Origin of the sequence: Pseudomonas coronafaciens pv. oryzae str. 1_6, from assembly GCF_000156995.2 — a bacterium.
In the GTDB taxonomy this organism is placed as follows: Bacteria; Pseudomonadota; Gammaproteobacteria; order Pseudomonadales; family Pseudomonadaceae; genus Aquipseudomonas; species Aquipseudomonas tremae.
Genome location: NZ_CP046035.1, coordinates 5481495 through 5503401 on the forward strand (window position 1 = coordinate 5481495; position 21907 = coordinate 5503401).

Annotated in this window: 14 protein-coding genes and 2 pseudogenes; 3 read left to right on the forward strand and 13 right to left on the reverse strand. The window is 60.1% G+C overall.

All coding sequences use genetic code 11. From position 1 onward, the window contains the following. Window positions 1–53: 53 nt before the first annotated feature. From POR16_RS25020 to hflK (POR16_RS25035), 4 genes are read right to left on the reverse strand one after another with little or no spacing between them, the layout of a single operon-like run. On the reverse strand, window positions 54–1979 hold the full coding sequence (locus POR16_RS25020; protein ID WP_122381188.1) for a cation-translocating P-type ATPase: 1926 nt from the start codon (window positions 1977–1979) through the stop codon (window positions 54–56). Then, window positions 1976–3034 (reverse strand): protease modulator HflK, encoded by a 1059-nt coding sequence (hflK, locus tag POR16_RS25025; protein WP_005894985.1) that lies wholly within the window; start codon window positions 3032–3034, stop codon window positions 1976–1978. Before hflK (POR16_RS25025) ends, POR16_RS25020 begins: the two co-directional genes overlap by 4 nt. After that, a complete protein-coding gene (hflC, locus tag POR16_RS25030; RefSeq protein ID WP_053479797.1) occupies window positions 3031–4068 on the reverse strand; it encodes a protease modulator HflC in 1038 nt (345 codons plus the stop codon). The genes hflK (POR16_RS25025) and hflC overlap by 4 nt, the downstream gene beginning before the upstream one ends. Before the next feature lie 11 nt (window positions 4069–4079). Next, window positions 4080–6026 carry a protease modulator HflK gene (gene hflK, locus POR16_RS25035; RefSeq protein ID WP_005894977.1) on the reverse strand — a complete coding sequence of 649 codons (1947 nt, stop codon included), beginning with the start codon at window positions 6024–6026 and terminating at the stop codon, window positions 4080–4082. 528 nt (window positions 6027–6554) lie between these two features. Here hflK (POR16_RS25035) and POR16_RS25040 point away from each other — a divergent pair. The 3 genes from POR16_RS25040 (at window position 6555) to POR16_RS25050 (ending at window position 11652) form a co-directional block, all read left to right on the forward strand. Then, the gene (locus tag POR16_RS25040; RefSeq protein WP_005894975.1) at window positions 6555–8174 is read left to right on the forward strand and encodes a glucan biosynthesis protein D; all 1620 of its coding nucleotides are present in this window, start codon (window positions 6555–6557) and stop codon (window positions 8172–8174) included. Between the two features lie 266 nt (window positions 8175–8440). Next, window positions 8441–9706: a membrane protein gene (locus tag POR16_RS25045; RefSeq protein ID WP_024669550.1), complete on the forward strand. Its 1266-nt coding sequence runs from the start codon at window positions 8441–8443 to the stop codon at window positions 9704–9706. Then, window positions 9706–11652 (forward strand): acyltransferase family protein, encoded by a 1947-nt coding sequence (locus POR16_RS25050; RefSeq protein WP_122381189.1) that lies wholly within the window; start codon window positions 9706–9708, stop codon window positions 11650–11652. Before POR16_RS25045 ends, POR16_RS25050 begins: the two co-directional genes overlap by 1 nt. A gap of 4 nt (window positions 11653–11656) precedes the next feature. On the opposite strand, the gene POR16_RS25055 is transcribed toward POR16_RS25050, so the two are convergent. The 9 genes and pseudogenes from POR16_RS25055 to POR16_RS25085 all read right to left on the reverse strand — a co-directional run bounded on the left by POR16_RS25055 (window position 11657) and on the right by POR16_RS25085 (window position 21724). Continuing rightward, a complete protein-coding gene (locus tag POR16_RS25055) occupies window positions 11657–12295 on the reverse strand; it encodes a response regulator transcription factor (RefSeq protein ID WP_005894969.1) in 639 nt (212 codons plus the stop codon). Beyond that, a complete protein-coding gene (locus tag POR16_RS25060) occupies window positions 12295–13362 on the reverse strand; it encodes a sensor histidine kinase (protein WP_024669552.1) in 1068 nt (355 codons plus the stop codon). The genes POR16_RS25055 and POR16_RS25060 overlap by 1 nt, the downstream gene beginning before the upstream one ends. 49 nt (window positions 13363–13411) lie before the next feature. After that, window positions 13412–14716 (reverse strand): ABC transporter ATP-binding protein, encoded by a 1305-nt coding sequence (locus POR16_RS25065; protein WP_024669553.1) that lies wholly within the window; start codon window positions 14714–14716, stop codon window positions 13412–13414. A 31-nt stretch (window positions 14717–14747) separates the two neighbouring features. Beyond that, a complete protein-coding gene (locus tag POR16_RS25070) occupies window positions 14748–16502 on the reverse strand; it encodes an ABC transporter permease (RefSeq protein WP_005894963.1) in 1755 nt (584 codons plus the stop codon). Between the two features lie 448 nt (window positions 16503–16950). Next, on the reverse strand, window positions 16951–17814 hold the full coding sequence (locus POR16_RS27190; RefSeq protein WP_407059698.1) for a methyl-accepting chemotaxis protein: 864 nt from the start codon (window positions 17812–17814) through the stop codon (window positions 16951–16953). Window positions 17815–17853: 39 nt separating this feature from the next. Further along, window positions 17854–18873: pseudogene (locus POR16_RS27195) on the reverse strand (methyl-accepting chemotaxis protein); the annotation flags it as partial. Between the two features lie 181 nt (window positions 18874–19054). After that, complete coding sequence (locus tag POR16_RS27200; protein ID WP_371906442.1) at window positions 19055–19924, reverse strand: methyl-accepting chemotaxis protein; 870 nt, start codon at window positions 19922–19924, stop codon at window positions 19055–19057. Further along, window positions 19925–21085: pseudogene (locus tag POR16_RS27205) on the reverse strand (HAMP domain-containing protein); the annotation flags it as partial. It lies immediately after the preceding gene. A gap of 417 nt (window positions 21086–21502) precedes the next feature. After that, window positions 21503–21724, reverse strand: a complete 222-nt coding sequence (locus POR16_RS25085; RefSeq protein ID WP_005894955.1) for a DUF6555 family protein — start codon at window positions 21722–21724, stop codon at window positions 21503–21505. Between the last annotated feature and the right edge of the window lie 183 nt (window positions 21725–21907).

A 21907-nucleotide genomic window follows, 5' to 3' on the forward strand; every position in this document is an offset into this window, starting at 1 on the left:
TTCAAACCTGATCAGGTTCGTCGGCTAGAGCCTTGGCACAGCGCATAACATGCTTAAAGCTTGAGCAGAGGCTCCTGAAAGCGCAGCAAACGCCCGGCATTGCCTAACACCAGCAGCGTGCTGAGATTGTGCAGGATAGCCGCGACCATGGCGCCTGCTGCGCCAAGCAGACCAAAGGCCGCCAGCGCAACGATCGCCAGGGTCCAGCCCAGGCCAATGATGACGTTGACCTGCAATGTCTGGCGGCACTGGCGGCTCAGTCGCACGCATGTGCCCAGTCGACGCAGATCGCTGCCGATCAGCACGATGTCGGCAGAGGCCAGGGCGATGTCCGCCCCGCCCGCCCCCATCGCAACGCCCACCACACCCGCCTTGAGGGCCAACGAATCGTTAACGCCGTCGCCCACCACCATCGGCCGGAAACCACTGGCAATTTCGCCCATGACGCGGTTGAGCTTATCTTCAGGCAGCGCCTGCGCCTGAACATCAGCGATGCCGATTTCCCGAGCCAGGCTGTCGGCCACGCTCTGCCGGTCGCCGGTCAGCAGCAATTGCCTTCCCATTCCCAGTTCGCGCAACTCGAGCAAGGCAGCTTGTGCTTCCGGTTTGACGCTGTCGGCCAGCAGCAGCCAGGCCAGAAATACACCGTCCAGAGACAGCCCGGCCAACGGGCCGTCATGGGCCGGTACAGCAGGCGTGGCAATGCCGAGCTGTTCGAAAAGCTCGGGCCGACCCAAGGCCGCTTCGCCATGCTCGGTTGATGCCACGACACCCAGCCCTTGGCGTTCACGAGTATCGGTCAGTGGCAGCAATTGATGGTTATCCACAAGCCCGGCCAATGCACGGCTGACTGGGTGGCTGCTGGCCGAACCCAGGCTCGCCGCCAACTCCAGCAATTGGGGATGTTCCGGACCTTCTGCCTGCACCGTTTGCAGACGCAGACGCCCGAATGTCAGCGTGCCGGTCTTGTCCACCACCAGCGAGGTCAGGTCCGCCAGCTCTTCGAGAAACGCCGAGCTGCGGATCAGAATCCCGTGGCGCGCCGCCACGGCAATGCCGGCGATGGCAGTGGCTGGCGCCGAGAGCACCAGCGCACATGGACAGGCAGCCACCAGCACCGCCAGCATTGCCTGCGCATCCTGGGTGATGAACCATGTCAGCGCTGCAATCAGCAACACCAGCACCATGTAGCTGCCTGCGTAGCGCTCCAGAAGGCGGGTGATCGGTGGCTTAGAGCGTTCGGCGCTTTGCATCAGCGCAATCACCTTGCCCAGCGTGGACTGATCGCCGATACGAGTCACTTCGATGCGCAGCAGGCCATCCAGGTTGATCGCACCACCAAACACCTCAACGCCGATACTCGCTTCCAGCGGCACCGACTCGCCGGTAATGGATGACGTATCGAGGCTCGCTTGCCCGGACAGCACCCGACCATCCGCCGGTACCCGGTCGCCTGCACGCACTTCAACCTGATCGCCGGCCTTGAGTGTGGAGTTATCGACCTCGTGAATACTGCCATCGGCCTCCAGCAAACGCGCCTGGCTGCGTGTCAGGCGGCCCAGCGCCTCAATGGCTTCCTGAGAGCCGATCACGCTGCGCTCTTCCAGCACATGCCCGAAGATCATGATAATCGGCAGCAACGCAGCGGTCATCAGGTCACCCGTAGCCCAGGCGCCCAGCATGGCCAGTGCGATAAGTTGATCGGTGATGCCATGCAGGCTCGGATGCCGCAAGCTGTGCCAGCCCGCGCTGATCACCGGGATCGCTACCAGCAGCGAGGCTGCGCCCAGCAGCAGTTGGCTGACGCCGGTCTGCTCCGGGGAGAAAAAGCGCCAGATCAGCCCAAGACCCAGCAAGCCCAACGCCAGCATCGCCAGAGTCAGTTGCCTGGCAGCGCTCCGCTGCTCCGCGCTGCTCAACAGGCTGCCGGGCGCCTCGACTGTGGCGGCGTCATGGGTGTGAACGGCTTCGCCACTCATTGCGGTGCTCCCTGGATGATCAGGCGGGAATCGTCTTTGGGGTCGACGGTGGTGACCGAACCGGCCTGGCGCAGAATGCCCGGCACGCGTTCTCGGTACAGTCGCTGCATCAGGCCAGGATCGCTGCCGCTTCGCGCCGACTCCGACAGACTGGCTACGGTAGCAGTGTCGGCCTGAGCCTTGGCCAGCCTCTCCGACGCCTGGGCGTGCGCCACTTGCAGGGTCCGGTCAGCCTGCTGGTTGGCGTTCTGGGTCAGTTTCTCGGCGTCCGTGCGCGCGTTAGCCACGGCCTGATCAGCCTGCTGACTGGCTGTCAGTACGGCATTGAACGCATTGACCGCCGAGGTGGGCAGGCTCGACTGCACATCGACCCGTGCAACCTCGATGCCGATGCCCATGCCGGTCGCATCAAGCTCTGCCAGACGCTGGTTGATGCCGCGCACCAGATCACCGCGCAGCCGTTCTCGGCGTTCGGCGGCTTTACTGTCGGCGCTGATCAGCTCGGGCCGGGCCACCAGAATGGTGTCCAGGTCGCGCGCGGCAGTCAGCGCCACGGCGCTGCGATTGACCAGCCGGTCCAGCGCAGGCAACACATGGTCACCCTGCAGAACGAAGGACCTGGGGTCGATCACTTTATAGAACACGGTCACATCCAGTTGCACGACGCCCGCGTCGCCAGTCAGCAAAAAACCCGAGCCTGCCAATGCATCGCTCATGGGCGCCGACAAGGTCGCGATCTCATCGGCTTTCAAGGCCGCAGGCGAGCGCAGCAAGGTTTCTACCCGGCGCTCTATCACTCGATCAGCCGACGGCAGCAGCACCACCTGCTCAAACGGTTGCGGCCAGGCAGTCAGCAAGCCTGCGTTCTGAACCCGCTCGAGCGCGCCGAAACGCATCACCACCGCACGGTTCTGCGGGTCGATTTCGCGCACGTTTGACGTCATCCAGCCAAGCGCTGCCAGCAGGGTAACGCCATATAGCCCGATGAACGCCAGACGACTGGCCTGCAACCAAGGGCTGTTAACAGGCGGCCGTTGCGCCACAGGCTCGCTCATGGCTGCGTTCCGCTCTTGCCGTCCAGCGTCGGCGGGCCATCCACCAGCACCCGGAACGGCGCGGCGTCGGTGCGCAGAATCAGGCGCGTACCTGGCGTCACGATAGTGCCCAGTGTGTCCAGCGAGCGCAGCAGGTTGTACAGCTGCGGTGAGCCAGCGTAGGCACGACCGTAGATCTGCGCCGCCTCGACCCGGGACTGCGCCTCGATATCGGCGGCCTTGACCGTCGCATCCGCTTCGACAATGCGCGCATCACGCTCGGCTGCCGAGCGTATCTGGGCCGCCTCGCGCTTGCCCACTGCGGTGCGCTCGGTGGCGATGGTTTCCCGCTCGGCGCGCATGCGGTCCACGGTGGCGTTGAGTGTTACCGATGGCAATGTAAGTCGCTCGACGCCCACTTGCAGCACGCGCACGCCATAGGTTGCCAGCAGTTGCTGATCGATCTGCTGACGCAGCTGGTTTTCAAAGGCAGTGATGTTCACTTTGCTGGCGTCGGTATTGACCAGGCTGGACAGGTCGAAGCTGCTCGCAGTGGTCTCCAGCGCAGAGCCGACGAAGGTACGGATTTGCCGCGCGGCCTCGTCAGGCTGGTTCTGTACTGCGCGCATGAAACGCTGCACATTGGCCGCATCGCCTTGCACCTGCCAGGCCACATAGGCCTGAACGATGATGCGCAAGCCGTCGCGGGTGCCGACATCCTGCAAGCCGCTGGAGGTGGTGCGTAGCCGCAGATCCACCGGGATGGTCGCTTCGAACGGCGCAGGCCAGCGCCAGTTCAAACCTGGCTCGAGCAGCACGCGCGACGGGTTGCCGAAACGCGTCACCACCGTGGCCTCCCCCGAGCGCACCTGTACCAGGCTGGCCGCCGCGACGGCGAATGCAATCAGCAGCGCCGCCAGACTTGCCCGTCGCCACGGGAAGCTCGCCGGACCCGCAGCATGATGATGGTGGTGGTGATGCCCATGACCACCATGCCCATGTGTGTCGTGGCTTTCGTGGTCACTGTGATCGTGATGATGATGAAACAGACTCAAGGGACGACTCCTTACTGAACGGCTTTACGCGGCGCCGTTGGGTCTGCCGGTGGGGTGAAAGATCGCAGGTCTATGGTCGGCGCGTTATCGCCGCCCAAACGGTGGTCGAGTATCAGCAGTTTGGCGTTGCCCAGCCCTTCGGTAAGCTGCGCCAGGTATTGCTCGAGCAGAAACGCCTGCCCTGCCTTGGCGTAAGCCTGCCGCTCGGCACTGAAGCGCAGGTCCGCCCCTTGTGCTGTGGCCATCACTTCGCGGGCAGCGCCAGTGGCCTGGTCGCGGGCGACACTGGCGTTGAGCTGGGCCTGATTAGCCTTGTCGCTGGCAGCCCCGCGCTCGCGGGCAATCAATGCCTGCGCGCCGATCTGCGCAGCCTGCACAGCATGGTATGCATTGGCCGCGCCGGCTGGCGGATGGATCGCTTCGACCACCGTGGCGAGCAACTCGACGCCGCTGTCCAAGCGCTTCAGGTCAGCCTGCACTGCCTTGCCGATATCGTCGGCCAGGCCGCTGCGCTGCTCGCCAAGCAGCTCGTCCAGCGTGCGCGACGCGAAGTCATGTACCAGCACGCGGCTGGCCGTGCTGCGGATAAGGGCCGGGATATCAGCGCTGTTGTAGGTAGAGGCCATCGCTGCCGAGTCCGTCAGGCCGATGCGATAGACGAAGCGTACGTCCATATTGACGATTTGAAAGCTTTGCTTGTCGCCGGTACTGCTGGCAATGACCTGGGATTTTTCATTGATGTGGCTGGCATCCCACAGACGGTTGGCGCTGTTCGGCGGCGGGCCTTCGGCAGGGTCCAGTATCTGCTCGGCAGCGTCGGCTGCGGAAACACTGGTCGCCAGCTCATGAATCACGCCGTTCTCCACCGCCAGAACACGCCCGAATGGCCAAGGCAGCCCTGCATGCAGCCCTGGGCCGAAGACCTCGACCGGTTTGCCGAAACGCTCGTAGATGCCTCGTCCCTGCATGGGTATTTCATGCACGCCACTCAACGCCCAGCCCAACGCAGCCACCGCCGCCAGTACCGGCATAAAGGCGCGGCGCATGTAGGTGAAGGCCCAGATCTGGCGCAGATCAATACCAAAACGATTGTGCAGTTCGTGCTGCAAGGCCATCAGCGGGCGCGGTGGCCAGCGCAGCAGGTCAGCGATAAAGCTGCTGGCCAGCAGACGCGGCTCGACGCGAGGGTTGCGCGGGCTGAAGACCGACAAGCCCGCGCGCAGCAGGAACTCGAATGCGACACCCATCGGCAGCAGGCCGATCAAAACGGCCAGACGCACAGGCCAGACCCTGTCGGCACTGGAGAAAAACAGGCACAGCGCACCGATCAGCATCACGGCAATGGTCATGCGGACCAGTTGCGCCAGCGGCCCTGCTTCCGGGGCCTGGCCATCGGGCTCGCTGCTCAATTGACGCTCGATGACCAGCAACCCGAATGCAAGCAGCAGCATCACACTACCGGCCAGGCTGCTCGTCGCCGAGAGGTCCGTGCCGAGCAACACCAGATTCCAGAAGGTACGGATAACGATCAATGCCAGCACAGCCCAACCGGCCAGCCACAGAGTCGATGCACCGATGTGCCTGATCAGCGACTCACCCGAGTCACTGAGTCGGGTCAGCAGACGCTCGTACCAGCCGCTTTCATCCAGGGTCACGGGTGTTTCGGAAAGCACTCCAGCGTCGAAAGCGCCCAACGCACGAGCGCGCCACAGTGCCACATGTTTCGCAGATTGCAGGCCAGCGGTCAGTAGCAGCAGCGCTGCCGACACGTTGCCGAGCACGGCCATCCACAGGGAGCCAGGGGAAAACAGGTCGATGGAAAACGCCAGCAACAGCCCGAAGGCGCCTGCCCCGCCGGTCAGGTACATCAGCCGTCCAAAACGCTTGACCTGCTGCATCGCCATTTGAAACCGCGGCAGACCTTCCAGGCCTGCATGCTCATCCAGATCAACCCGCATCAACTACCCCGGAACCCGCTGATTATTGCCCTGTGACAGACCCATGCATTGGCATGAGAATGCCTGCGCATCATAGCGTTACGATATAACACGCAGAGTGAAACTTTCGTCAGGACTATTAGCTGAACGAATGCGATATAGCCGCAGCGCACTGTCTGAAACTTGTCCCAAAGAGCCCGGCAGCACCCTTTTCGACCACCCGTGCGCCACTAAAATCGTTGCTGAATATTGCTTGGCGGAATGAATTGTTGATGGTGGTGTAAGTACCTCGGCGGTCGGACAGTTATACACGGCTGGTCTGGAGGCCTTGAGCTACGTGGCGATGGGCGATTCCGGTGGGCCTTGATATCGTCTTCTTTTGCAGCGTAGCACCGTAATCATTGCGCATGATCGGCATTTTTTTTTGGCCGATTTCCGAACCGTATCTCGTCTTTGTTATCTGTTGTGGGTAGTTTGCGTTCGGCAAGGAGTCGTTGGCGCGCCATTTTTTGTGCAGGACGCACAGAATTACTCAGAGGCTTCACCCTTATGAATCGCAGAAATCTCCTGAAAGCGTCCATGGCGTTGGCCGCTTACAGCAGCGTGTCGGCTTCAGGGCTTTTCGCCGCTCGAGCGTTAGCCGCAGCGGCCGATGGCGAGATCGAGCATTTCGATTTTGCAGAGCTGCAAGCTCATGCCAAGAAGCTCGCGAGTAAAGGCTATGTGAGCAACAAGCAAGTCCTGCCACCGGTGTTGGCGAACATGACGCCGCTGCAATTCAATGCCATTCGCTACGACCCGAACCACTCGCTGTGGAAAGACGTCAACGGTCAGCTGGACGTGCATTTTTTCCACGTCGGCATGGGCTTCAAGACGCCGGTGCGGATGTACAGCGTAGACCCGAAAAACAAACAGGCGCGGGAAGTGCATTTCCGCCATGACCTGTTCAATTACGAAAGCAGCGGCATCGACAAGAATCTGGTCAAGGGCGACCTGGGTTTTGCCGGCTTCAAATTGTTCAAGGCGCCAGAAATCGCCATCAACGATGTCGTCTCGTTCCTCGGCGCCAGCTACTTTCGGGCTGTGGACAGCAACAAGCAGTACGGGCTGTCGGCACGCGGTCTGGCAATCGACAGCTACGCCAAGCGTCAGGAAGAATTTCCCGACTTCACCAAGTTCTGGTTTGAAACCCCGGACAAGAATGCGACCCGCTTTGTGGTGTACGCGCTGCTCGACTCACCCAGCGCGACCGGTGCCTACCGTTTCGACATCGACTGCCAGGCCGGTCAGGTGGTCATGGAAATCGACGCACACGTCAACGCCCGTACCGATATCCTCCAACTGGGCATCTCGCCGATGACCAGCATGTTCAGCTGCGGCACTCACGAGCGCCGCATGTGCGACACCATCCACCCGCAAATTCACGACTCGGATCGTCTGTCCATGTGGCGCGGCAACGGCGAGTGGATCTGCCGTCCGTTGAACAACCCGGTCAAACCGCAATTCAGCGCATTTTCAGACACGGACCCGAAAGGTTTCGGTCTGGTGCAGAGCGATCACGAGTTTTCCAGCTACCAGGACACCGTGGTCTGGTACAGCCGCCGTCCAAGCCTGTGGGTCGAACCCATTACGGCGTGGGGTGAAGGCGAAGTCAGCCTGCTGGAATTGCCGACCACCGGTGAGACGATGGATAACATCGTGGTGTTCTGGACCCCAAAGACGCCAGTCAAGGCCGGGGACTCGATGAACTATGGCTACAAGCTGTTCTGGAGCCCATTGCCACCGGTCAGCACCCCATTGGCTCAGGTCCACGCTACGCGCTCGGGCATGGGCGGATTCCTGGAAGGCTGGGCACCGGGCGAGCACTACCCGACCACTTGGGCACGTCGCTTTGCAGTGGACTTCAATGGTGGCGGTCTGGATCGTCTGCCGGAAGGCACAGGCATCGAGCCTATTGTCACGGTCACTCACGGCAAGGTTCAGGACTTCAATATCCTTGTGTTGCCGGACATCAAAGGCTATCGCGTCACCTTTGACTGGGTACCGGACAGCGATTCGGTCGAGCCGGTTGAAATGCGCATGTTCATCCGCACCGCAGACCGCACGCTGAGCGAGACCTGGTTGTATCAGTACTTCCCGCCAGCACCTGACAAGCGCAAATACCCTTGATGCGCTGAGTCTTCACACCCGAAATAGCGGGGCGCAGGGTCCGACACCTCTCGCCCCGCGCTCTGCGCCCCGTTACGCACAAATCCTGACTAATTAGTTGACAGTTTCCCGAACTGCGACTGATATACGTCGTGTCACGCCGTTGCGAGCATTCGCTCCAGACTTGCACCACCTCCTCAAAGCTCAGCCCTGTCGGCGCGCTCCGCAGCGTCGGGCGGTAGCTTTGTCTGCGCAATTCCCCTGATGCATTTCAGAAGGCACTCAGCATGGCGTTCAACCCTGTGAGCCGCGCCGACGCGCGCGCGTCGATCATGTCCTTTGATAAGTCGACGGTAATGGTGTGGGTCGCCATCAGCCTGATTCTGGTCGAGACTTTCTCCGGAGCCTTGCGCTTCTACTTCGATCAGGCCGGCACAGGCCCCCTGCTCTACTTGCCAAAGGCAGCCTGCATTCTGCTGGCTGTGCTTGAACTGCGCACGTTCAAGGCAGGGCCGCTGTTCTGGACGTTTGTGGTCCTGTGGCTGATCTCAGGCCTGCTGGCCATGCTGCATCGCGCCAGCGTTCACAACCTGGCGTTCAGCTTATTCGCCCTCAGCCCCTTGCTGTTTGGCCTTGTCTGCGGGAAACACCTGTTGCACCGTCGCAAGCTGTTTTGCCAGGCCATCGTGTTCTGCCTGCTGGCGTCCTTGCTGGGGATTGCGCTGGACAGGTTTCTCTCGGTGCCATGGAAGGGTTACAGCTACAACGTCGGCGGAACCGAACTGAGCGCCAACACCACATGGAGCGCTGACGAATCGGACCGCCTCGCAGGCTTTGCCAGAGTGTCCAACGTGCTGTCGATCATGATCGCTTTTTACACGTTGTACCTGTTCATGTTCCTGCGCTCGCGCCTGCTCATGGCAATGCTGGGCGCCGTGGCGCTTTACGCCATCGTGATGACCACCAGCAAAGCCCCCGCCGCCGCATTCGCCGCCACCATCGGCCTGTTGATGATCCAGCGGATGAGCTGGACCTGTCGGGTTATCGGTGTGGTGGCGGTGTTTGTCGGTTTGCTGCTGCCAACGCTGGGGCTGGTGTTGAACCTTGATGCGTACGAGGTCAGCAACGGCAGCTCGATGGCCTCGCTGTATGACCGGCAGATCAACACGTGGCCCAATCTGATTGATGCCATGCGCCGTGAAGGCTGGATGATCACGGGAGCAGGCTTCGGCATGGTCGGCAGCACCATGGGGATATTTCCGGTCGAGGGCGCAGGGATATTTCTCGGCATGGACAGCTCCGCCCTGTACCTGTGGACGATGCTGGGTGTGCTCGGGCTACTGCTGTATGCGCTGCAGATTCCGCTGTTTTTCAGGTTGATCGACGACAAGACCCGCGTCGGCCGAATGCTGCTGACGGTCGTTTTTTGCTGGTGCCTGATCAGCTGGACTACCGACATGTTCGAGGTCGCGGTCGCAAACCTGTTTGCTGGCCTGGCCATCGGTTATGCAATCACTGCCAGAACACCGGCACCCGCCCTTGGCAGCCAGTGATGAATCGCCAAGGCGACTGCAGCACAGTCGCGCCAGCCCCTGCCGCTCCTCCGACATCCGGCGTACCCACGGCCTTCCGAAAAGACATCAACGGACTGCGTGCCATAGCGGTGGTTGCCGTAGTGCTGTTCCACTTCCACCCCGCCTGGCTGCCGGGCGGTTTTGCGGGGGTAGATGTTTTTTTCGTTATCTCGGGGTATCTGATCACCGGGATCATCATGCGCGGGCTGAAAAACGGCACATTCAGGCTGGTGACGTTTTACGCTTCCAGGGCCAGACGCATCGTTCCGGCACTGGCGGTGTTGTGTTTCTGCCTCTTGCTGCTGGGCTGGTTTTATCTGCTGCCACTGGACTACAGCGCGCTGGGCAGCCATGTGGCGAGCAGCCTGGGGTTCGTTTCCAATGTCGTCTACTGGCGCGAGGCTGGTTACTTCACCGCCAGCGCCCATGAAAAATGGTTGCTGCACACGTGGTCGCTGTCGGTCGAATGGCAGTTTTACCTGCTCTACCCGATTACGCTGCTGCTCCTCAGCCGCGTCGTTGCGCTGCACAACCTGCGCTGGTGGGTGCTTGGTGGATGCATGACCGGTTTTGGTTTGTGCATCGTGGCATCGTGGCAAGCGCCAGAAGCTGCGTTTTACCTGCTGCCGGCTCGCGCGTGGGAACTGCTGTCGGGTGGCGTGGCGTGTGTGTTTCCGTTTCAGTTAAGGGCGCTGCAGCAGCGGGCTCTGGAAGCGCTCGGGCTGGCAATGATAGTGGCCGGCTTCTTTCTGCTCTCGGTGCAGGACACCTGGCCGGGGTATCTGGTGGCGCTGCCAGTGCTGGGGACTTTTGCGGTGATCACGGCGGCACGCAATGACTCGTCGCTGACCGGCAATCCGCTGTCGCAGTGGTTGGGCAAACTGTCGTATTCGCTGTATCTCTGGCACTGGCCGTTGGTGGTGTGGATGAGCTACGCCGGCTGGCTGGGCGAAATGCGTACGATATTGCCGGGCATGCTGCTGGCGCTGACACTGGGCCTGGTCTCGTGGCGACTGATCGAACAGCCTGTCAGCAAGCCTGCGCGCGTCGGCCGTTGGAAATTTGCCTCGCTGACCGCTCTGGTTTTCGTCGCAGGCGCGCTGGTGAGCATGAACCGAGGCGTGATAACGCCGCTGCGTGCAATCAGTGTTTCGGACAAAGCGCTGTTTATCGAAGAATACGTCGATCGCCAGCACCACCTGTATGAACCCTATTGGCTGAAGTGCGACGCCTTTTCCGCCATGACCCAGCGCGGGCAGACCGGGATCGACGAGGCCTGCACGCATCAGCAGGGCGCAGGCGGAGTATTCCTGTGGGGCGACTCCCACGCGCAGGCGCTGTCACTTGGGCTGCGCACGTTACTGGCGCGCAATACGCCGTTCTATCAGGTGGCATCGGCCAGTTGCCTGCCTGATCTGCTCGACCACGCCGGACGGGCATCGGCCACCAGCCGGGCCTGTGACTACTCCAACAGAACGGCCCTGCAAAGTATTGAGAGGCTGCGTCCGGATACCGTGGTCATTGCGCAGAAAGACGGCCACGACAAGACTGACTGGCGCCGCATAGCAATTCGACTCAAAGGCTTTGGCGTCAGACATGTTGTGCTGATCGGCCCGCTGCCACAGTGGAACCCATCGCTGCCAAGTGTCATCGTCAACCGCCATTGGGGGCTGACCGAGCCATATATCAACGACCCGGCACTGGACCGCAGCATCATGGCAACCGATCAGACCGCCCGCCAGCTGGCTGCTTCGGCAGGCATCCGCTTCGTCTCGCTGATCGACAAACTGTGCATTGCCGATGCCTGTCGGGTGCGCCCGGAAGACAGCAATTCGCTTTTGCAGATCGACTCGGGGCACCTGAGTGCTGAAGGCTCGCTGTACGTCGTGCGCAACTACGTGCTGCCGCAGTTGATGAACCCGTAGAGGCTCAGTGAAGCTCTTTGAGACGCTCGGCAAACTTGACCAGATCAGCCAGCGAGTCGGCTTCCATCTTGCGCATGACCGAGCCGCGTCGGACCTTGACGGTGATTTCACTGACATTCAGTCGAGCGGCAATCTGTTTGTTCAACAAGCCGCTGACCACAAGGTCCATCACCTGCTTCTCACCCTGATTGAGGCTAAGATAACGGCGCTGCAATTCGCTTTCGACTGCGTCGTTCTGGCGGCGATTGCGGTCCTGAGCCAACCCTTGCTGGATGGCATCCAGCAAGTCCTGCTCGCGAAAGGGCTTGGTCAGAAACTCCACGGCTCCGGCTTTCATCGCCCTCACCGACATAGGAATGTCGCCGTGCCCGGTGATAAAGATGACGGGCAGGAAGATACCTGACCTGGCCATATGCTCCTGAAAGTCGAGGCCGCTCATGCCAGGCATGCGGATGTCCAGAATCAGGCAGCCCGGCGCATCAGGGCGCGAAGCCTCCATGAACTCCCGTGTCGAGCCGAACAGCAGGCTGCGCAAACCCACCGAGGCCAGCAGGTCTTCCAGTGAAGAGCGCACCGAGAGGTCATCATCGATAACGTAGATGATCGGCTCGGCGGCCTGCGGGTCTGCGGTGGGTGTAATCATCAGGTTTCCATCTTTCCAGTGGGCAGCGTGAAGTGAAACGTAGCACCCATTGTCGGGTTGGGTGTGACCCAGATACGCCCGCCGTGGGCCTCGATGATCGACCGGCTGATCGCCAGGCCGATCCCCATGCCTTCCTCCTTGGTGGTGTAGAACGCATCAAACAGCTGATGAACGTGTTCCGGCGGCACGCCGACGCCATTGTCATGCACCGAAAATCCGATATCGCCGCCCTCGCGCCAATCCACCCGAACCTCCAGTTGCGCCTGATCCGGCGCGACCTTTTTCATCGCATCCACACCGTTGAGCATCAGGTTCAGCAGCACCTGCTGGATCTGCACCCGGTCAGCCAGCAACGGCGGCAGGCCTTCCGGAACCTCGACCGTCAGCGCGACGCCCTGCCCGTCTATCTCGCTGTGCGCCAGGGCCACGATTTCAGCCACGGTGTCAGCCACGCTGATCCACTCTTTGTGCGTCGAGGAGCGCTTTGCCAGGGCGCGCACCCGCACGATGATATCGCCGGCACGGTTCGCATCACTCATCATGCGCTCGACCGCCTGACGTGCCTTGTCCAGATTGACCGGCTCGGCGGCCAGCCAGCGCTGGCAGGCATTGCCGCTAATGACGATGGCGGACAGCGGTTGATTGACCTCATGGGCGATGGACGCCGTAAGCTCGCCCAACTGATTGACTCGGGCAATCCGGGCCAGTTGTGAGCGCGCTTCATGAACTGTGCTGATCGCCCGGGCCATGCGCAATGCCAGCCAGGTCGTGATGGCGATGGCGGACAGACTGATAACGCAATTGATCAGCCCGGATGCCTCGCTGCCCCTGGAGGTGGTCATCTCGTAACTGACCACCGTCAGCACCATGCACACCACCGCGACAGCAATAACGCCCCTGACCGGCAACAGTCTGACAGCCAGCAGCACCACCGCGATCTGGAATACCCCCACGGCGATCTCCAGATCGGTCAACGTGTCGGCAATCGCAATGACCAGCGCCAACGCCAGCAAAGCGACCCACCTGACTGCCATCGCAGCCGTGCTGCAGGATTGCGGCTCGTCCATCTGCACCATCTCGCTCTTCAAAAGGCCCGCAGAGTATGTCGTACAAACCTCACGACGGGTTATCCAGACTGAACTGATCGGCCAGTTCGTCGTAGGCAAAAAGCTCGGCGTAACGGCCCCATTGAGTCACCGCGTTCAGGGTCTGCATGGCATCGCTTTCAGACATGAAGTCTTCCAGCTGATCGCGAAAACGCCGCGCGGGTGCCGTGTGCGTGGGGCGATCATCCAGCACCCGTCGAATGTGCGCCACCAGTGGCACGAAACTCAGCAAATGCTGAGCGAACAGTTGCTTGCGTTCATCCACGTCGGCCAGTGCGTAGCGATTCGCCGCAGGCAACAGACGGATGTCACCGCCTTTCAGCTCGGCAAAGCGCAACAGTTGCAGCACCTCGGCAATCGGAAACAATTCGTCGGCGTTGTAATGCAGCGCGCTGGCCAGCTCCGGCAGGTCAGCCTTGAGGCTGTAAGGCGGCGCATGGATCGCTTCAATCAGACCCGCCAGCGCATTAGTCGAGACCTGTGGCAAGACCATACCCAGACCAGTGCCGGGGAATACACCCTGACGGATTTCGCTTGCGTCGTTGTCCTGCGTCATCAGTACATAGATTTCTTCGACCAGCGCCCGGAAGATCGGGTCCTGGCGATTGCGCGGCTGCGGCAGGTCGACCTTGATCTCGCTGATGACTCGCCCCGGATTGGAGGAGAACAGCAGGATGCGGTCACACATCAGCACAGCCTCGGCAATGTTGTGCGTCACCATCAGGATCGACTTGATGGGCATGCGCCCTTCGCTCCACATGTCCAGCAGATCGGTGCGCAGGGTCTCGGCGGTTAGCACGTCGAGCGCGGAAAAAGGCTCGTCCATCAGCAGCACGTCAGGGTCGATCACCAGCGCCCGTGCCATGCCCACTCGCTGGCGCATGCCCCCGGAAAGCTCCTTGGGGTAGGCGCTCTCGAATCCGTCCAGGCCGATCAGGTCGATAGCTGCCAGCGCGCGCTTGCGCCGGACAGCCGCGGGCACACGCTGCGCTTCAAGCCCGACTTCGACGTTTTCCAGTACGGTCAGCCAAGGAAACAGAGCGAAACTCTGGAACACCATGCCCACTGACATCGCCCGCCCTTGCGCCCGGCGAGGGAAGTTGACTTCGCCCTCGGTCGGCACCACCAGCCCGGCAATGGAGCGCAGCAGCGTGGACTTGCCAGAGCCCGACCGGCCCAGCAGACCGACGATTTCGTTCTCGTTAAGTTGCAGTGTTACGTCTTCCAGCACCAGGCGCTCTTTGCTGCCTGTGCCGTACACGTGTCGAACTTTCTGAACATCAACCAGGCAACGCGTTTCGACAGCCATCATGATGGCGCCCTCCCTTAAACAAGATGACCCAAGGTCACACAAGACTCAGACGTCGCTCGGCAAACCCGTACAGCGGGCGCCACAACAACCGGTTGAAAGCAATCACGAAGACCGACATCACGACGATACCCAGTGCGACGCGCGGAAAATCCCCCGCCTGTGTCGCGTTGGCGATGTACGAACCCAGCCCTGCCGCCTGCAGATGCTGATCGCCCCATGACACCGCTTCGGCGACAATGCTGGCGTTCCACGAACCGCCCGAAGCGGTCAACGCCCCAGTGACGTAGTAGGGGAACACGCCCGGCAGGGCCACACGGCGCCACCACTGCCAGCCGCGCATGTTGAACATGCTGGCCGCTTCACGCAGATCGGTCGGCAAGGCACTGGCCCCGGCGATCACGTTGAACAGGATGTACCACTGGGTACCGAGGACCATCAGCGGCGAGAGCCAGATGTCTGGATTCAGGTGCAAGCCGGCAATTGCGATCACTGCAAACGGGAACAGGACGTTGGCCGGAAACGCCGCCATGAATTGCGCAACTGGCTGCAACCGCTCGGCCCACACTGGACGCAGACCAATCCACACCCCGATCGGCACCCAGATCAGGCTGGCGATGATGATCAACACAATCACCCGCAACATGGTCGCAAGACCCAGACCAAACGCCGTGGCCATGTCGCTCAGGCCCAGCGAGGCCTCGATGAACCGGAACAGGTACGTACCACCGGCCAGGCAACCGGCCATGACCAGCCCCAGCCACAGATAATCGATCAACCGCGACACGGCGGGCGTGGGCCTGACCTTCCAGACGTTCGACAGCACGCGCCAGTCGATCAGCATCAGGCCCTTCCACGGGGCGGCCAGCAGCGCGCCGAGCATGGGCGCCAGACGAGAGCGACGCAGCAGGCTGTACATCCAGGAGCGCGGACGCTTCGACGACGCCGTCTGCTCGAAGCGGAATTTGTCCGCCCAGGCGACAATCGGACGGAACAGCAATTGGTCGTAGGCGAGGATCACCAGCGCCATTGCGCCCACTGCCCATGCAATGGCCATGAGGTTTTTCTGCTCGATGGCCAACGCCAGCCACGAACCGATGCCCGGCAGATTGACGGTGGTATCGCCCACCGAAATCGCCTCGCAGGCCACCACGAAAAACCAGCCTCCGGACATCGACATCATCATGTTCCAGACCAGCCCGGGAATGGCGAACGGCAGCTCCAGCCGGGTAAAACGAAGCACGGGCGACAGGCCGAACTGGCGGCTGACTTCGCTCAGGTCACTCGGTACGGTGCGCAACGACTGATAAAAACTGAATGCAATATTCCACGCTTGGCTAGTAAAAATAGCGAAGATGGCGGCGCACTCGACGCCCAGTTGCCGACCGGGAAACAGGCCCATGAAAAACGTGACGGTAAACGTCAGAAACCCCAGCACCGGAACCGACTGAAGAATATCCAGCGCCGGAATAATCACCTGTTCAGCCTTGCGACTCTTTGCCGCCAGCGTGGCCACCACAAAGGTAAACACCAACGAAGCCGCCAGCGCGATAAACATGCGCAAAGTGGTACGCCAGGCATACTCGGGCAACCGCGCGGGGTCGAGGCTTACCGGGCTTGAAGTCAGTACGTCAATTGGCTGCAGCATCTGGCCTGCGCCATACAGCAACAGCCCGACAAACACCGCCAGCAGGACCAGACAGACACCATCGGCCCAATACGTATTACGCGCACCGTGTTTGATAAAACGGGGCGCTCGCAGGCTTTTACCGAATTCAAATATTGAATGCATAGCTCACCTCGAATCGGCTGCACAGGCACGGCCCGGCCAGCTTTATAAGCAGACGGGCTCTCAGCGATTACAAATAAAGGGCAATAGTGGTTGCCGGATAATGAGGACAAGCTTATAGAGTTTCGAACAACTGTTAAAACCTGCAAAAGTAGGTCATGTTGATCCGTCTGTATGCGCTATATATACGAACGTATAGTTATCTAATAAGTGTGTTCATGCCTGTGCTGATAATCAGACCTTGAGTCAGCGGCGTGGCGCAGAGGTGTGGCGCACAGCTTCAGAAATGCGTTACCACGCTGGAGCGCGGGAACGATAGGCGACTGGAAGAACACCATCGTGCCCATGCTCCGCGTGGGTATGCATTTCTGGACGCTCCGCGTCCGACCTCGGGTCAGAGGTGCGGCGCGGAGCGTCACGAAATGCGTTCTGCAGCTTCGCGTTGGCTGGATCAAACGCGGAAGTGGCTGACCATCATCTGCAACTGGCCGCCCAGGCGGGCCAGTTCAACGCTGGACGCGGCTGTTTCTTCGCTGGCTTCTGCTGTCTGTTCGGATACGTCGCGTACGTTGACGATGCTGCGGCTGATTTCGTCTGCAACCGAGCTTTGCTGCTCGGCCGCTGCCGCGATCTGCTGGTTCATCGCCTGAATGCTCGACACGGTCCTGGTGATGCTTTCCAGTGAAGTACCAGCCTTGCGGGTCAGCTCGACACTGCTGTCGGTCAACGTGCGGCTGCCCAGCATGATGCCCGACACCTGGCGGGTGCCGTTCTGCAGGGCAGCGACCAGGCCTTCGATCTCCTCGGTAGACTGCTGGGTACGCTGAGCAAGACCGCGAACTTCATCGGCAACTACAGCAAAACCACGACCCGCCTCGCCGGCACGCGCAGCCTCGATAGCCGCATTGAGCGCAAGCAGGTTGGTCTGCTCGGCAACCGCCTTGATCACGTCCATGACCTTGCCGATCTTGTCGCTTTCCTGCTCCAGGACATTCATGGCATCGGATGAACGAGCCACTTCAGCGGCCAGTCGTTCGATCTGGTCAATGGCTTCGCCGACCACCCTGTCACCCTCGCGAGCCTGCTTGTCGGCATCAGAGGCGGCTACGGAAGCCTGCTCGGCATTGCGTGCCACTTCATGGACGGTCGCGGACATCTCTTGCATTGCTGTGGCGACCTGATCGGTTTCCACCTTCTGGCTATTGACCCCGGCGCTGGTCTGCTCGGTGACCGCCGACAGTTCCTCGGCCGCGCTGGCAATCTGCGTGACGCCATCGCGAATACCGGAAATCAGCTCGCGCAGGGTGGTGCCCATGCGCTGAATGCCCTGTTGCAACACGCCCAGCTCATCGCGTCGGGTGATGGCGTCGGTGTGTGTCAGGTCGCCGGAAGCAATGCGCTCGACAATTGCCAGCGTATCGCGCAACGGACGGGTGATCTGACGCGTGATCACGACAGCAGCGAGAATGCCCAGCAGCATAACCAGCAATACGCAGCCCAGCTGCAGGTTCCGCGCTCGTGCGGCATCCTCCTTGGCAAGCTGCATCTGAATGCCATACAGCTGCTCGCCAAGCTGGACGATGGCCGCGCCTTGAGCGGTCAGGTCTTTACGGACCGCGCCGGCTGTCTGGGTCGTCACCTTGAACGCTTCGACCGAGCCGCGATAACTGCGCAGGGCCGTTTCCAGCCGTACTATCTGCTCGCGATTGGTCGCGTCAAAAGTGGATTTGAGTGCGTCCAGGTGGCCGATCGCAGTATCCAGTTGCTGGAAGACCGCTTTCTCAGACTTCTCATCCGGTTTCACGGTATAGCTGCGAACTTCGTTACCCACCAGAAGCAGGTCCTGCCGGGCCGTATTAACCAACAGGATCTGATCGAAACGCGTCGGCTCCGAAGGGTCCGTCTGTATCACGGCGGTGTTCAGCGATTCAATCGTCTGCGCTGCAGCTGCCGCATTGACTGCCATCTCGGTCCGAACCTTGGAACCGGCCTGATAAGCCGCACGCATGCGGGTGAGCGAGGCTTCGTAATCGCGTGTGACATCAGCCAGCTCGCCCAGAGGTTTGAGGTTGAGCGGGTTGCTGAATCTTTTCAGAAGCGATTGTTGTTGCGTCTTGAAAACGTCCAGTTTGCTCTGCATGTTCTGGGCGGCGGTTTCATCGCCATCGGTGAGCATGTATTGCAGACGCGCGACCCGCAACGAGGTCAGGTTATCCCCAAGTTGAGTGATGTCACCGATTCTGTCGGTGCGGTAGATGAGTTTGTCGAGGCTGGTCCAGCCGACGAAAGCGAGGACGGCAGTAAAAAAAAGAACGGTCCCAAAGCCCAGAGCCAACTTCATGTTGACGCTGATATTGGCAAATCTGCTGTTCATAACATCTCCTGAATATGCTTTTTTATGCGCACTGAAGGAGCTGAAGATTTGTTTTTATGGACAGCAAACCCGCGCGCCAGAGCTATCGGCCGCAGACAAGCAAAACTTGATCAAAAAAAAGAATCAACGTTCGGCCGTTGATTCAGGTGAAGACAGGGGGGCTGTGAGCCCCCCGGTCATATCAAGCATTCAGCTTGAAGCGCGCAACCACATTGCGCATGTCGTGCGCCACACGTGCCAGCTCTTCGGCAGTCACGGCGTTGTTATCGATACCCATCATCAACGTCCCGGAGCTGTTACGGATCTCCATAACGTTACGGTTTATGTCCTCGGAAACAGCATGCTGCTGCACGGCGGCGCTGGCGATCTGCGTGTTCATCTCGACGATCCGCTCGACGCCCTGACTGATACTCGACAGGCTGCCGGAGGCTTCGCTGGCAGCGCTGATGCACGCTTGAGCCTTGTGTTGGCCGGCCTGCATTTGCTGAACAGCAGCGTCGGTTGCAGCCTGCAATTGCTGAATGATGGTGCGGATTTCTTCGGTGGATGCCTGAGTGCGCGATGCCAGCGTGCGAACCTCATCGGCGACGACCGCAAAGCCGCGCCCCTGCTCACCGGCACGCGCTGCTTCGATGGCAGCGTTGAGCGCCAACAGGTTGGTCTGGTCGGCAATGGTGCTGATGACCTGGATGACGCCGCCAATCGACTGGCTGTGCAGGGCCAGCGCTTGAACCTTCTGAGCACTGACTTCAACCTCTTCGGCCAGCGCCTGGATGGTCGAGTGGGCCTGATGCATGATGCGCAGGCCGTTCCGCGAGGCTGTGTTCGCCTCATCCGCAGCCAGCGCTGCACCTTCGGTGTTCTGCGCCACATCGGCAACGCTTGCGGTCATCTCGTTGATGGCTGTGGCCACCTGCTCGGTTTCGGCCTGCTGGGCGTTCATCGACTGCTTGGCCAGGCCGATTGAAGTACCCAATCGTGCGGCCACATCGGACAGTTCATACGACGTACGATCCATGTGCGAGATGGAGCTGGCAAACGCCTCTGCCATCAGGTTGAGACCATTACCGATATCAGCGACTTCGTCCTTGCTGACCACCTGAACGCGAGCGCTCAGATCACCGTCGGCCAAGCGGCGGGTGACACCCAGCAGGCTGTCGATGGCCAGACGCAGAGCGCGGTAGATGCTGAGGAACGCGTAGAACAACAGCAGCCCCATCACTACGCACATGCCGATCACGACTTCGCGCTGCAACAGCAATGCGTCGTAACGCGAGTCCAATTCATTTTTCAGCGCAATCTGAATATCGTCCTGAGCTTTATAGAGGCCCGACACTGCGACGTTGCCGCGCGCACTCAGTGCCAGGCCCTGCTCTGCCGAGAAATTTGTGCCCTTTACATAAGCCTGCAAATCGCTGCGAAAACTGTCCATCGTGGTAGTGGCAACCGCGATGGACTCACCGACATGGCTGGCAAGTTCTGGAGCGCGACGCTTCAGCAGCCGGATACTTTGCTCCAGCTCACCACGAAATTGCAGTTCGTTCTTCAACAGGCCCTCAAGCGAACCACGCATTGTCGGGCTCAGGCCCTGGCCGGTACTCAGCCCTGCAGTAAGCCCGCGGATCTGCCCGGCGACGTTGATTTCTCGGGGCATACGGATGGTGCTCAGATCGATCAAGAACAACGATGCGTAATCTTCGTCCAACACCAGGCCCGACGTTGCCGAAACGTAGTAGATAAAGTTCAGCGTCTGGGCCAGTTGATCATTCCACTGCGCGAACAGCTCGTCCGGGGCTGCGCCCGGCTTGACGCTATCCATCAGAGATCGAGCGCCGTCACGAAGACGCTGCACGCGACTCTCTGTTTCCAGCGCGGCGCCTTGGCGAGCATCCACATCAGCGAGGTTGTTGAAGGCGGCGTCGAGTTGTGTCCGGTTGGTGCTCAGGTCCTGCGCGGCAGAGGCATCACCAGAGAGCAGACGGTTAGTGTGCGCTCGCTGCAGCATTGAAAGTCGCAGGATGGGTGTCACGACCTGCAGATATTCACGACCGGTGCGTTCTTGCGAAATAGAGTCGATGCTGGTGTTCAGGCTGTCGAAAACGCGCAGCCCGAGGACGATTAACGGTATGGCGATGATGATGGCCAGAACGGCGAATTTGGCAGGGAAGCGCAAGCGATTGGTGAGGTAGATGCCCGGCGACAGAATCTTCATGTTGTTCTCTTTTAGATAGGGAGGCCTGATACGGCTAAAAGAACTCCTTTCTTCGTATCTCGACAGGTGCCAAAAGCCATGTTTAACCAAGCTGAGTAGGGACGCCCACCCAGATGAAGGCAATGTGATATCACTTCAGAGCTAAGCCTCCATAGGAAGTTCAATGATGGCCGTCATCTGATACCGGGCTATCGGCGAAGCAGCGTCAAACGTGAACAGGATAAAAACGGAAGGGGGGACAAAAGGAGGTCAAGCACCTGCGTATCATTCGTAGATACTGATCAAAAAGAGTGTTTTCAGATCAAAATGCATAAATAAAACGTTTCAAGTCGATCAATGACTGACGTGGCTGCACGCCGTCATGCGGCATCGTGCCGCACGACGGTGTGCATCATGCTGTAGTGAACCTGAGGCGCTTCACGCCTGGGCCCACTCCACATTTGAAAGCCCGAGCTTTTCAGCCTGGGGTTTGCTCAGCTTTGGTACTGGATCAGAACGGTATTTGGGAATCGCACCGAATCCCGCATCCACTGATGCCCAATGCCAGGCTTCTCTGTTGTCCATGACACCTGCTCTTACATAGAACGTTTTGTAACTGCCATGGAGCAGGTAATCAATACGGTAGTGTTTTTCAGCCATTGTGCAGCTCCTGCTTTGTCGACTCGAAAAACAGATCGCGGCGTTTTCGAAAAATTCAAAATATTAACACCATCATGTAAGTGATAGCATGTAGCCACCTTAAAGAGCTTGGGCAAGACCCGGACGAAGACTTTAATCAACTAATAGTCTTTTCTTATAAGCACTGTTTTTGAAATATTTCAC